The 13,716-nt window shown below is 37.1% G+C and carries 10 protein-coding genes and 1 pseudogene; 5 read left to right on the top strand and 6 right to left on the bottom strand.

Annotated features, from left to right (window positions below):
* Nucleotides 1–666: 666 nt before the first annotated feature.
* Entirely contained in the window at nt 667–1,707 is a 1,041-nt protein-coding gene (locus HMPREF1208_RS08365; RefSeq protein ID WP_016425928.1) for a zinc-dependent alcohol dehydrogenase family protein, read from the top strand.
* Nucleotides 1,708–1,853: 146 nt separating this feature from the next.
* Here HMPREF1208_RS08365 and HMPREF1208_RS08360 read toward each other — a convergent pair whose 3' ends face one another.
* A complete protein-coding gene (locus HMPREF1208_RS08360; protein ID WP_016425927.1) occupies nt 1,854–2,576 on the bottom strand; it encodes a DUF3169 family protein in 723 nt (240 codons plus the stop codon).
* The gene (locus tag HMPREF1208_RS08355) at nt 2,576–2,776 is read right to left on the bottom strand and encodes a helix-turn-helix transcriptional regulator (RefSeq protein WP_016425926.1); all 201 of its coding nucleotides are present in this window, start codon (nt 2,774–2,776) and stop codon (nt 2,576–2,578) included. The genes HMPREF1208_RS08360 and HMPREF1208_RS08355 overlap by 1 nt, the downstream gene beginning before the upstream one ends.
* A gap of 396 nt (nt 2,777–3,172) precedes the next feature.
* Here HMPREF1208_RS08355 and HMPREF1208_RS08350 point away from each other — a divergent pair, with 396 nt between their 5' ends.
* From HMPREF1208_RS08350 to HMPREF1208_RS08340, 3 genes are read left to right on the top strand one after another with little or no spacing between them, the layout of a single operon-like run.
* Nucleotides 3,173–4,288: an alanine dehydrogenase gene (locus tag HMPREF1208_RS08350; protein WP_016425925.1), complete on the top strand. Its 1,116-nt coding sequence runs from the start codon at nt 3,173–3,175 to the stop codon at nt 4,286–4,288.
* Nucleotides 4,289–4,324: 36 nt separating this feature from the next.
* Nucleotides 4,325–5,365, top strand: a complete 1,041-nt coding sequence (gene tdcB, locus HMPREF1208_RS08345; protein WP_016425924.1) for a bifunctional threonine ammonia-lyase/L-serine ammonia-lyase TdcB — start codon at nt 4,325–4,327, stop codon at nt 5,363–5,365.
* A gap of 32 nt (nt 5,366–5,397) precedes the next feature.
* Nucleotides 5,398–6,720, top strand: coding sequence for an APC family permease (locus HMPREF1208_RS08340; RefSeq protein WP_016425923.1), 1,323 nt, complete (start codon nt 5,398–5,400; stop codon nt 6,718–6,720).
* A gap of 151 nt (nt 6,721–6,871) precedes the next feature.
* On the opposite strand, the gene HMPREF1208_RS08335 is transcribed toward HMPREF1208_RS08340, so the two are convergent.
* The 4 genes and pseudogenes from HMPREF1208_RS08335 to ptsG form a co-directional block, all read right to left on the bottom strand.
* On the bottom strand, nt 6,872–7,633 hold the full coding sequence (locus HMPREF1208_RS08335; protein WP_016425922.1) for an IclR family transcriptional regulator: 762 nt from the start codon (nt 7,631–7,633) through the stop codon (nt 6,872–6,874).
* Nucleotides 7,634–7,664: 31 nt separating this feature from the next.
* On the bottom strand, nt 7,665–9,023 hold the full coding sequence (locus HMPREF1208_RS08330; RefSeq protein WP_016425921.1) for a YjiH family protein: 1,359 nt from the start codon (nt 9,021–9,023) through the stop codon (nt 7,665–7,667).
* A 37-nt stretch (nt 9,024–9,060) separates the two neighbouring features.
* The gene (locus tag HMPREF1208_RS08325) at nt 9,061–9,990 is read right to left on the bottom strand and encodes a lactate/malate family dehydrogenase (protein WP_016425920.1); all 930 of its coding nucleotides are present in this window, start codon (nt 9,988–9,990) and stop codon (nt 9,061–9,063) included.
* A 532-nt stretch (nt 9,991–10,522) separates the two neighbouring features.
* A pseudogene (gene ptsG, locus HMPREF1208_RS08320) lies at nt 10,523–12,589 on the bottom strand (glucose-specific PTS transporter subunit IIBC); the annotation flags it as partial.
* A 335-nt stretch (nt 12,590–12,924) separates the two neighbouring features.
* Between ptsG and HMPREF1208_RS08315 the strand changes: the two are divergent.
* The gene (locus HMPREF1208_RS08315; protein ID WP_016425918.1) at nt 12,925–13,452 is read left to right on the top strand and encodes an exotoxin beta-grasp domain-containing protein; all 528 of its coding nucleotides are present in this window, start codon (nt 12,925–12,927) and stop codon (nt 13,450–13,452) included.
* The last annotated feature ends 264 nt before the right edge of the window (nt 13,453–13,716 follow it).

Below are 13,716 nucleotides of genomic sequence, written 5' to 3'. Positions count from 1 at the left end.
TCTTTCTCCTTAAATAGACATCTAATGACTAGATGACTATATCGATAGAATTGTAAGCGTTTTTATACTATATTGCAAACAAATTTTTAAGCTTAAATAAAAGTATTGTTCACTCATTTTACTTTTTTACTATTTTAAATAAACTTTTAATTCATTTTTTCACAAATACATCTTTTAAAAATCACTTGTCAGCAATCCGCATTGCACCCTCTTTTTTGTGATTGTTACACTCATTCCTAATATTTTTAACTGTGTCCAACCTTATTTCTCTACACTATATTTAGAATATCGCATTGGAACGACCGTTTTTATCTGACGTTTCATCTTACCTCTCAATGTTAACTTCCTTCTCTTTTCACTCATCCGTGTTCTGTGTATTACTTTTCTACACTAATATTTAGTGCACCGAAAAAAATTTAAAAATTAGACAAATTTTTAATCTTATTTGGGTTGATCTGGTTTTCAATTTGACAAATCATCATCGAAATCGAGCATCCTTATCGTAGCGCAGGTTCACTCTATAAATGGTATTTGATTTAATAGAGATTGATTAATTTTATTATTAAAATATACAATAAATTATATTTAAGCTGATACAATTAAAAGTTGAAAATTTTCTGAAAATATGCCAGAATGAAGGCAAATCTATGAAGAGGTGATTCCATAATGAAAGCCCTTGTATATCGTGGACCCGGCCAAAAAGAATGGATTGAAGTTGAAAAACCAACACTGCAGAAGCCAACGGATGTTATTGTTAAGATTTTAAAAACAACGATTTGTGGAACAGATTTACACATTTTAAAAGGTGATGTCCCAGCGGTGACTGATGGTCGGATTTTAGGCCATGAAGGTGTCGGTGTTGTGGAAGAAGTAGGTACCTCTGTGACACAATTTAAAAAAGGAGATAAAGTTATTATTTCAGCTGTGACTGCATGTGGTTCTTGTTACTATTGTAAAAAGCAACTTTATGCACACTGTGAAGATGGCGGTTGGATTTTAGGCCACTTGATTGACGGTACACAAGCGGAATATGTTCGTATTCCACATGCTGATAACAGTTTACATCGTGTACCAGATGGTGTAAGTGAGGAAGCTTTAGTTATGTTAAGTGACATTTTGCCAACAAGTTTTGAAATTGGCACTTTAAGCGCTAATGTCAACCCAGGTGACACGGTTGCTATCGTCGGTGCAGGTCCGATTGGTTTATCAGCCGTTCTTACAGCGCAATTTTATTCTCCAGCAGAAATCATTATGATTGATTTAGATGACAATCGTCTGCAAGCTGCCAAAGATTTAGGTGCAACACAATTAATCAACAGCACAAAAGAAAATGTGATGGAAAAAATCAAAGCGGTAACTGAAGGCCGTGGCGTCGATGTCGCAATGGAAGCAGTAGGTATTCCAGCCACTTTTGAGCTTTGCCAAGAGATTATTAGTCCAGGCGGTCGCATCGCTAACATTGGTGTACACGGTACAAAAGTCGACCTTCACCTAGAAGAGCTGTGGATCAAAAATATTTCTATTACTACAGGTCTTGTCAGTGCCTATTCAACACCTTTATTATTAAAAACTGTAGAGTCAGGTAAAGTCCAACCTGAAAAGCTCATCACACATCGCTTCAAACTTGATGAAATGTTAAAAGCTTATGATGTATTCAGCAATGCTGCCAAAGAAGGCACATTAAAGGTCATCCTTTCTAGTCATTAAGCTATTGCATCATAAATTGAACTTTTATTGAATCATTTATATAGTAAGCATTTTTTAGGGCTAGGATGCCAACGCGTCCTAGCCCTATTTATTATGCTATTTTAGAGTGACTTCAGTGTCCGGTCAGTCCCCCGGCACACTTCCCCCTATTCACGATAAAAGCGACTCACTTTCCATAAATAACCAAATACATTGTATCCAAAAAGGATAATCAAAACAATGATACCCGGTGCTTGATTATAATTTCCAACAATTGAAATCCACACTAAAATTAATATGCCTAGGAATAGTAAAGAAATATTAAAGTGATACACTTTAAACATCGATACAATGGTAATGTGACGTTCACCTTCATCCATTATCTGCATACTTTTTTCAACATAATTCGCTTCACCTAACTTCGGCATTCTAGCGTCAAAACGGTTTTGAAACACCCCGAGCATCACCGCTGGCACTGATACAAGCAAAAAGGGAATCATCCCTATAAGTAAACCCTCACTATCAGCACCTCCAATTACTAAAAGTAATAAACTGATAAAACTTAATACATATTGTCCATACACAATGACTGATGCAGTGAGAAACTTAATATTTGCTTTTCTTTCTATCTGGTCGGTCTGTTCCCCACCCATATGACTAGAAAATTGTTTTTTATAGCGGATCGCTTCATGTTGTACTTTGGCCAGAATAAGCGTCAATAGCAAAATAAGTGCTGAAAAAATGAGGGTCATCCACATGATAAATGAGGGCGTTGCGAATTGATTGGTATTCATCCATCTTTTAAAATCAATCCAGTCACTTGATATTCCCATTATCCCTCCTATAACCGCTCCTAAAAGGATTAATAATATATATCGCTTCACTTTCATCATTTTTCCTCCTCGATAATAAATACATCTTCGACACGTTCTTTAAATACACGGGAGATTTTAACTGCTGTCAAAATCGAGGGTGTAAATTCATTCCGCTCTATTAAAGAAACGGTTTGTCTTGAGATACCTGCCTGTTTTGCTAATTGTGTTTGGTTATAGCCATCTCTTGCTCTTAATTCTTTTAATCTATTTCTCATCGTCCCTCGCTCCTCTTTTAAATATACATTATCATTGTCAAAATGACAAATATAATAGTCACAAAACTTTTTTAATATCTTGCAGTATCTTTTAGAAATACAGTTATATAGCAATATTATTCTTTTAAATATTTTGTTATGAAACATTTTGTAAGCAATCTTATCAAGGCTTCAATAAAATATTCGAACATTCAGATGATTTTGATTATATTTTCATTTTAAATTTATTGTATTTTTAATTGACATTGCACAACTTTGCGATTACTATTTACGTGAATTAATTCACATGTTCTATAGCTATAGACACTTTATAACGTAATTTTTAATATAAACATGATATTTATTTATCATTTAAATCAAAATTCAGTTTCAATTTCATCACTAGGAGTGGTTTGCATGAAAATTGGTATTGTCAAAGAATTAAAAGCTGGCGAAGGTCGTGTCGGCTGTACACCTGAAAATGCTCAAATTCTTAAAGAACAAGGACATGAAGTCTATGTTGAGTATGATGCAGGCGCAGGTTCTGGTTTTACAAATGAAGCTTATGAAGCTGCAGGTGCAATACTTGCTTCACATGAAAAATGTTGGGAAGCTGATTTAATTATTAAAGTTAAAGAGCCTCATGAAAAAGAATTCCAATATTTCAAAAAAGGACAAGTCATTTGGGGTTTTCAACACCTTGCATCATCTAAAAAAACAGTTGAAATGATGCAAGACGCAGGTGTTACTGCGATTGGTGGAGAAACCATTGAACAAGATGGAAAAGCCATTTTATTAGAACCTATGAGCGCAATTGCAGGTCGTCGTTCGATGTTAATGGGGGCTTATTATTTAGAAGCACAACACCAAGGTGAAGGTATTTTAATTTCTGGAATTGATGCCATTTCAGGTATTCCTGCGGGTAAAGTCGTTATCTTTGGTGGAGGCTCTGCGGGATTAAATGCAGCGACAATTGCTTTAGGTCTACAAGCTGAAGTTGTCATTATTGAATTAAAAGATGAACGTATCGCTTGGCTTGAATCACACTTCAAAAACGATAACGTCACTGTCGTGAAATCTAATGAAGCCAACTTAGCTCGTGAAATCCAAACAGCTGATGTCTTTATTTCAACAATTTTAATCCCAGGCTCAAAACCACCTAAACTTGTCACTAGAGACATGGTACGTCGTATGAAAAAAGGCTCTGTTCTTGTTGATATTGCCATTGATCAAGGGGGTACCGTGGAAGGCATTCGTCCAACAACAATTGGTGATCCAATATATGTTGAAGATGGTGTCATTCACTATGCTGTACCTAACCAACCTGGCGCTGTCCCTCGTACCTCAACAATGGTGTTAGCAGCTGGTAACATTGATTTCTTATCTGAAATTAGCAATAAAGGCATTGAACAAGCAATTAAAGAAAATCCTGTTTTAGCATCCGGCGTCAACATTTATCAAGGCCACATTACAAATCAAGGCTTGGCCGAATCACATGATATGCCGTATGAAAAATTAGAAGATCTCATCTAGCGCGTCCATTATAAATTTGAAAAGAGGTTGATGATTATGGCAACAAATGCTGTCATGATACAAACTGAGAAATACTGTAATATTCAAGACGTTAAAGAAGCAAAAATGAAAATCCAAGATTACGTTCGTGAAACACCCCTCATCAAATCAATGTTTCTAAGTAACAATATTACAGGTGGCAACGTTTTTTTAAAACTTGAGAATATGCAATACACCGGCTCGTTCAAATTTAGAGGTGCCCTTAATAAAATCTTGCATTTAACAGATGAACAAAAAGCGAAAGGTATTATTACGGCTTCTGCCGGCAATCACGCACAAGGCCTTGCGCTCACTGGGCAACTCCTCGGTATTGAAGCGACTGTTGTGATGCCAGAAGAAGCACCGATTTCAAAACAAGAGGCCACCCGAGGCTACGGCGCTGAAGTCATTCTCAAAGGCGAAACTTTTAATGATTCACGACTTTATATGGAGCAGTTGGCACAAGAAACAGGTAAAACAATTGTGCATCCATATGACGATTGTGAAGTCATGGCAGGTCAAGGCACAATTGGCCTAGAAATATTAGATCAAATTTGGGACGTCGATACTGTCATTGTCCCTGTTGGCGGCGGTGGTTTGATTTCTGGACTCGCCACTGCTTTAAAATCATTCAATCCGTCCATTCATATCATTGGTGTACAATCTGAAAATGTACACGGTATGGCGGAATCGATTAAAGCAGGAGAGATTACTTCACAATTCACTGCACACACGATTGCAGATGGGACAGAAGTTGCAATCCCTGGTAACAAAACTTATGCTGTGGTTGAAAAACTAGTCGATGAGTTTGTGTTAGTTTCAGAAGATGAAATCGCAAACGCAATGCGCCATTTAATGCAACGAACAAAAATCATTACTGAAGGCGCAGGTGCATTACCAACGGCCGCTTTATTAAGTGGTAAAATCGATCCACGTTGGATTAAAGGTAAAAACATTGTTGCTTTAGTCTCTGGTGGTAACGTTGACCTCACTCGCGTTTCACATATTATCGATGACTTATTAAAACCTGCTGACACAAGTAAAGGTGTCGTAGGTTAGTCCATCCTAACAAGAGAATTGGAGGCAACAGCATGAGTACAGATACAGCTTTAAAGAAAAACATCGGCTTTTTCGCATCTCTTTCACTTGTGATGGGCTCAGTCATTGGCGCGGGTGTATTTTTCAAAGTATCAAGTGTGAGTGAAGTCACTGGCTCTACAAGTATGGCCCTGTTTGTATGGTTGCTAGGCGGTATTATGACGATATGCGCAGGCTTGACCGGCGCTGAACTCGCAGCAGCAATTCCTGAGACAGGTGGCCTCACGAAATATATTGAATACACATATGGAGACTTTTGGGGATTTTTGTCTGGATGGGCGCAAGCATTTATATACTTTCCAGCGAATATCGCCGCACTTGCGATTATATTTGCAACTCAAATTATTAATTTAATGCACTTAACGACATCATTGTTATTACCAATTGCTATCATCAGTGCAGTATCCATACTACTCATTAATTTTCTTGGCTCTAAGGCAGGCGGGACTTTACAATCTATCACACTCGTCATCAAGTTAATCCCAATTGCACTTATTGTCATCATTGGTTTCTTTCATAGTAGTGATGTCTCATTTTCACTCTTTCCTGTTGTAAATGGTACAGACTCTAACTGGTTTGAAGCGATTGGTGCCGGCCTACTTGCAACCATGTTTGCCTATGATGGTTGGATCCACGTCGGTAATATTGCCGGGGAAATGAAAAACCCTAAAAAAGATTTACCAGGTGCCATTGCACTCGGTATCGGTCTTGTTATGATTGTTTATTTACTCATTAACGCAACTTTTTTAATGACTCTCCCGCTTCACCAAATTGAAGGCAATTTGAATGCCGCAAGCGAAGCGTCTTCTATATTATTTGGTGCAGGTGGCGGAAAATTAGTCACAATCGGTATTTTGATTTCTGTCTATGGCACGATGAATGGCTATACGATGACAGGGATGCGTATTCCATATGCCATGGCAGAGCACGATCAACTTCCGTTTAAGCGTTTATTTTTAGACTTATTACCATCACGCACACCATGGCTAGGTGGTATCATACAAATCATCATTGCATCGATTATGATGCTCTTGGGTGCTTTTGACACAATCACAAATATGCTCATATTTGTCATATGGACATTTTATTGTATGGCTTTCTTAGCAGTATTTATTCTGAGAAAACGAGAGCCTCAATTACATCGTCCGTATAAAGTGCCATTGTACCCCGTTATACCAGCGATTGCGCTTTTAGCAGGTACTTTTGTCTTGCTTAATACCCTATTTACACAGCCCCTTCTTGCAATCGTAGGTATCGGGGTCACAATGTTAGGCATTCCGATTTATTACTATCAGAAAAAGACACAACATTCTTAAATGAACCTCTTAACTCATTAAATTAAACATAGCACCGTCTAAAATATTAAAAAATAAAAGCACACCCATACTAAGCAGAAAAAACTTACCCCCTTGCTTAGATGGGTGTGTTACTTTTGTCACACTTTTCAAATGGTTGTATCGGTAACTTTTACTTCCAATAACCAATATTTTGAAGATAATCAATCGCTTCTTGAGCTTCATTTAATAGTGCTGTTTTAATCGTGGATAAACCTTTATGTTCTAAACGACTGACCGGACCTGAGATACTTAGTGCTGCACGGATTTGATGATGTGCATCTAAAATTGGCGTTGCGATACACATTAAACCATATTCGTATTCTTCATTATCTACTGCTAAATGGACATCTGTACGTGCTGCCATATGAGCTTTAAATGATTCCAATTCTGTTATCGTATGAATCGTTCGTCGTTCAGCCCTAGAAAAATAAGCTTTAAGTTTTTCATCAGACCATGTATGCAAAAACAATTTACCAATCCCTGAACAATGCAGTGGCGTTGTCGGTGATAGATGGGTTTGTAATGTGTATTGATCCCCATATTCGGTGTGTAAAATTAGTACCTCATCCTCAAGTAATATCCCAAGATTTACAGATTCGCCAGTTGTTCGAACTAAATTTTGCATAAAAGGCTTCAATTGATTCACGAGTGCATCTGTACTTTTAATTTGATTTTGATAAGTTAAAATTTTGTAACCGAGATGGTAATTTTCATTCGCATCTTGTTCTACAATGGCCAAATCGGAAAGCGTTCGCAAGTTTCTATAGATGGTACTTTTAGGTAAGCTGAGCACCCTTGCCATTTCACTGATGCCCATCTTTTGTTTATCTGACAATAAATCTAAAATTTCGAATGCTTGGACCACCGTTTTAATCGGAGTATAATCTGCCAACTTAAGTCACTTCCTTTTTTTCACGCAATGACTAAAATAAAAGTTTAACAAATAATATCACAAAAGGCAGTGCAATGAACGTTCTTTCCAAGAAAATAATAACAATATGTGAAAACTTTTTGATCGCATTCGCTGAAGTCAGTAACGTCGCAATTTCAGATAAAAAGATTAATTGTAAAATACTCATCATTGCGATAACAACTTTACTTGATGTTTCTGTAATATGTGAACCTAAAATAACTGGCAAATAATTATCTGCAAAGCCTGACATAATTGCACTCGCTGTTGTTGCAGCTTCAGGAATACCCGCAACCTGTAAAATCCACTGAATCGGATAAGAAATCCATGCTAAGACTGGTGTATAAACCGAAATTGCTAATGCCAGTGTGCCCCAACATACGATAATCGGCATTAACCAAACAACATAAAACATCATATTGTCTTTTTTATTGATAAAGTTACTCGCTGTCACTTCAGAGGCACGTTTTGTAGCCATTTCAGTGGCTGTTTTAAACTTTTGATGATGTGTCGCTGTTGATTCTTCTGTTTTAACCGTACCGTCTACATACGTGTCCGGATACTGTGAAATCGGTGGAATACGAACACATATGAATGCAACAATCATTCCAATAATGGTAATTCCAAGAAAGATATATCCAAAGTAATCAACGACGTCTAACACACTGCAGACGAGGACAACCCAACCAATACTCGACGTAGAAAACTGGCTACCTAAAATCGCTGTTTCTTTAACCGTATAGTAACCTTTTTCAAAAAGCTCTTTCGAAGCTAAGATGGCCGCATTACCCGGTCCAACCCAAGCACTGATTGCACTTACTGCACAGATTTCAGAGATTTTAAAAATAGGCTTGATAAGAAAACCAATCAGCTCTCCAATAAACTCCATAGCGCCAAATTCTAGAATAAACGTTTGAAATAGAAGCATAATGGGCACAATTACTGATAGTTGAACAGCTAAATTCACCATCGTTGTCCCTGTGTCTTCAGAGATAAGGAATGCTGGTCCAATATGGAATAAACACATGAGTGTAATCAATGTTCCTAATATACGGTTGACTGTATAAAAAGGTGTTGTTGAAAACAAAGGTTTTAATGTGCGATTTTGTCGAATAAAATCGGGTTTCCAAATTTGATCAATGACAGCCATTAACGTACTGATGCAAAAGATAAGGGCGATGAGTAACGTGATTGGAAATTGAAATGCGGCTACAAAGGCCTTGATATAATGGAACAAAATCGTATCTACACCATTGGCAAATGAGAATGGAATTAAAACAATTATAATCCCGATTAACGTTGCAACAATAAATTTAATGAAATTTTTAATATCACGAGTCCCTGATAATGTTGCATTAGCTTTTTTGTTCATATTTAAAACTTCCTTATTATTAGTATCGTAAACCTGATCATTTTAACTGATCAATGTAGCTTCTCATTACGTCGCATGAAGCATATAACTGGGTATGCTCTTTTTCATTTAACAACTGCGGTAACCGTTGTTCTACACCTTGGTGACTGACAATACTGGGTAGGCTGATATAAACTTCTTTCCCTGTTTTGGTTTGATATAAGTGAGATACAGGTAAAATACGTCGTTCTGAATGACATAACGCATCAATTAGGCATTTAATCGCATCTGCAACACAAAAACAATTTGGCCCTTTCATTTGCCAAACATCAAAAGCCGTCTCTTTAACACGTTGTTCAATGACTTCGGTAAAATCATGTGGCAAGGTCATACCTTGTGTTTGAGCAAAATCTTGCACGGACAAGCCACCAATGCGTGTTTGACTCCACAATACGACTTGTGCATCCCCATGCTCCCCTACAATAGAAACTGTAATACTTTGTGGACTGATATTGAAGTAGTCACTCAAAATATATTTTAATCTTGAAGTATCTAATAAAGTCCCTAAACCTATCACATTAGCAGCTGGAATAGTCGCCACTTGATAAGTCATGTACGCTAATATATCGACTGGATTGCTGACAGTTATAATTTTGGTTTTAGGGCTATAGTTCACAATTTGCGGTACGATGTCTTTCAAAATATCTGCGTTCTTTTGCATGGGGACAAGTCTGGATTCACCGACTTTTTCTGGTACCCCAATCGTAATAACCACAATGTCTGAATCTTTTGTATCTGCATAATCCCCTGCCGTCACTTTTCTTGAAGTCGACACCCCAACACCATGCATCATATCGAGGGCTTGCCCCGTAGCACGATTTTTATCCAAGTCGACTAAAACCACTTCGTCGATCCATTCTGTATGAGACAATAAATAGGCCGTTGTCGCCCCAACTGCACCTGCACCAACAATACTGACTTTATTCATTTCCTTCATCCTTTCAAAATGAAACGCGTTTCGTTATATTCGAATTTATCATAATCCTAAATTTTGTCTTTTACAATAGTTTTGTGAAATTAATCACAAATATGTCACAACTCCTTCATCACAACCTCACACCCAATAAAAAACAGCCTAAATGATAAAAACGAAACGAGATTTAGACTTCAAATTCCAAAGAAAGCACCTCAAAAATCATTTAAACGATTTTTGAGGTGCTTACTTCTTTAATTAGACGACGTCTTCTCTACAACTGTTTCAATTGTTTCAATGATATTCATTGAAAGTGCAGGTCATTATTATGCTATGCTTGCCACAATGAACAAGACGCTTGTGGGAAGCGCTAAAGTCAGTAATCCAATTTGGCTTCATCAAGTTTCTGTTACAATTAAGCCAAATTTAGTAGAGACTTCACCCCCTAAGCATGCGCGTTCATCGAGGCAAGACGATTAAAAATTCTATAGCCCAACCTCGTCTGGTGTCTGTTATTTTATAGCCTCACAAATGAAGCCACTTGTCATTATTCTACATCGTCATGCGTAACTGTAAATAATTTTTGTCCCTTTTTCACTTCTTGATCCGCTTCAAATTCAAGTGTCCCACCGTCTAAGTTCGTTACAATTAATGGTGTGACAATGCTTGGTGCATGTTGTTCAATATACGACAAGTCGACTTTCATAAGCGGCTGACCTTCTACAACCTCTTCATCCACTTGGACTAATGCTTCAAAACCTTCACCATTTAATTTTACAGTGTCGATACCGATATGAATCAACAGTTCCACACCATCTGTTGACTGTAAACCAATCGCATGTCGAGTTGGAAAAATCGTTTTCACTGTTCCATTGAAAGGCGCGCAAATTTCTGAATTCTGCGGAATCAATGCGACACCATCGCCCATTAATTTTTGTGAAAATACTTGGTCCGGTACATCGGATAATGGGACGATTTTACCATCTCCAGGGGCAACAACTGAGACATTTCTTGTGCCTTCAATTTGAACGACATCCGTATCGATATCATCTGTCACGGTTGTTTGAGTCGGACTTGTAATTTCACCTTTCATAATCAGTGCCATATCATGTTTAATTTGATCAGATTTTGGTCCAAAGATCGCTTGCATGTTATTGCCGACTTCCAACACCCCTGCTGCACCTAATCCTTTAAGTGCGTTGACATCGACTTTTGCTTTGTCATTTACTTCTACACGTAAACGCGTAATACATGCATCTAAATGTTTAATATTTTCTTTACCTCCCATTGCATCTAACACATCGAAAGGTAAACGCTCTACCGTTGTACTTCTTTGCTCTTCCACTTTGTCTTCGCGCCCTGGTGTTTTTAAATTCATTCGCTTAATAAGGAATGAGAACACAAAGTAATAAATAAATGCATAAGCAATGCCCACTGGAATCACACGTAAGGCATGTGTTCGATCCCAATTCAGTAAACCGTATAAAACATAATCGATAAAACCACCCGAAAATGTCATACCGATTTTAACATCTAATAAATGCATAATGAGGAATGAAGAACCGGCTAAAAATACATGCACTACGTATAAAATAGGTGCAACGAATAAAAATGAAAACTCAAGTGGTTCTGTAATCCCTGTTAAGAAAGCAGTCAAACCAGCTGATAACATTAAACCCGCAACGATTTTTTTACGTTCTGGACGGGCTTGACGATAGATTGCATAGGCAGCCGCTGGTAAACCAAACATCATGAACGGATATTTCCCTGTTGTAAATGCACCCGCTGTAAATGCAACACCGTCTTTCAATTGCTCCATCCAAATTCGTTGGTCCCCACGAATTGTTTCACCTGCGTGGTTCACATAATGACCAAATTCAAACCAGAATGGTGCATAGAAAATATGATGTAAACCAAATGGAATTAAGGAACGCTCAATAATTCCAAAAATAAATGTCGTTAATACAAGGTTTTTATTCAATAAGAAGTTCGATAAACCATTTAAACCTTCTTGGATTGGTGGCCAAATAAAGCTTAACAGTATACCCGTAATAATCGCTACCACAGATGTCACAATCGGTACAAAACGTTTGCCGGCAAAGAATCCTAAAAATTGAGGCAAGGTAATATTATAAAACTTGTTATAACACCATGCTGCTAATGCCCCGATAATAATCCCACCAAAAACGCCCGTTTGAAGTGTAGGAATCCCTAAAATCAGTGCATGTTGTGGTAACTTATTCGCTTGGCTTAAAGTCGACGCACCATCTGCAAATGAGTAGATTTGATCGATCGTAATATGCATCACTTTTCCCATTGTTGCATTCATAATGAGATAACCGACTAATGCCGCTAGCGCTGCTACACCGTCACCGCCAGCTAATCCTAAAGCAGTCCCCACCGCAAATAACAGTGGTAAGTTATCAAAAATGACTTGCCCCGCTGACTCCATGATTGACGATATCATGACAAAGACATCATACTTTAACCATGGTGCAAGTGCGACCAACTGTTCATTATGCATAGCATTCCCAAGTGCAAGAAGAATCCCCGCAGCTGGTAAAATCGCTACAGGCAACATCAACGCTTTACCAATACGTTGAAGTTGACCAAAAAAAACGCTCGAATATCATTTAAAACACCCCTATATGTAAAAATTGGCAAACAAAAAGGCATGGGCAAACAAAGCCATATCATTATGGCCGTCAATTTGCTCATGCCTGTTTTCACAGTAACACGCTATTCATTTAACCGCTTTCATTATATACGAAGTGATTCCTCTTGACAACAACATTTTAAGTAAATTTTCATAGATTTTTAGAAAAGTCACATTTTCTTTTAAGGTTTATTAAATAGGGAATAAGAGATTTTTAACGAATAATTAATAGTATTTTTGCAAGGTGCCCGGTAAAATTTGAATATATCTATCTATGAAAAGAGGAAACATCTATGAAATTGAAGCAACTTATTCTTTCAAGCGCTGTCGCAGCGAGCGTTCTAAGTTATACAAGTACGACTTTTGCTGCTGAAAACTCATCTACGCCTGCAACAGAACACGCTGCACAAAAATCACAAGTTCAACAGTTATTTGAAAGATATAGTAAAGATACAATTAATGGTAAAACAAACATTAATAACAATTGGGTTCTTTCAAACCATACATTACAAGAAAATGAAATCCGCTTAGAATTAGAAGGCAAATTTACAGTAAATAATAAGATTTTTACTCCAAAACGTACAATTACTTTAGATAAAGGGCCTATTACACTTAAAGAATTAGATCATATCGTTCGATTTGCGAATGTTTCTTACGGCTTGTATCAAGGCAATCAATTACCAACAGGTACGATTGTCATTCATACAAAAGACGGTAACCGTTATACATTAGAAGTTGATAAAGCCTTACAATCTGATCGTGAAAATGTCAGCATCAACACAGAAGATTTGAAAAATATCACATTCGATATTAAGGCATAAATATAGCGACACATTGTCATAAAAAACAAAATCCGAGATTATTTCGTTTATATTTACGAAAAATCTCGGATTTTATTGGTTCTTCATTTTTTATGGTGGGATGACATAAGTCATCCTGCTTTTTTGTACAAAAATAGCGCAAATGCCTCTATAATTTTAAGTGACTAAACCAAAAATAAAGGAGACATATTGCGCCTATGTGTAATGATATATTAAAGTTACTAAAAATTAAAGATAATAATATTAAAATCACTAAAGTTGAAG

Origin of the sequence: Staphylococcus sp. HGB0015 (genome assembly GCF_000411275.1) — a bacterium.
Taxonomy (GTDB): Bacteria; Bacillota; Bacilli; order Staphylococcales; family Staphylococcaceae; genus Staphylococcus; species Staphylococcus schleiferi.
Note: the sequence above shows the minus strand (reverse complement) of the source record. Positions and strands in the feature narration are given on the sequence as shown.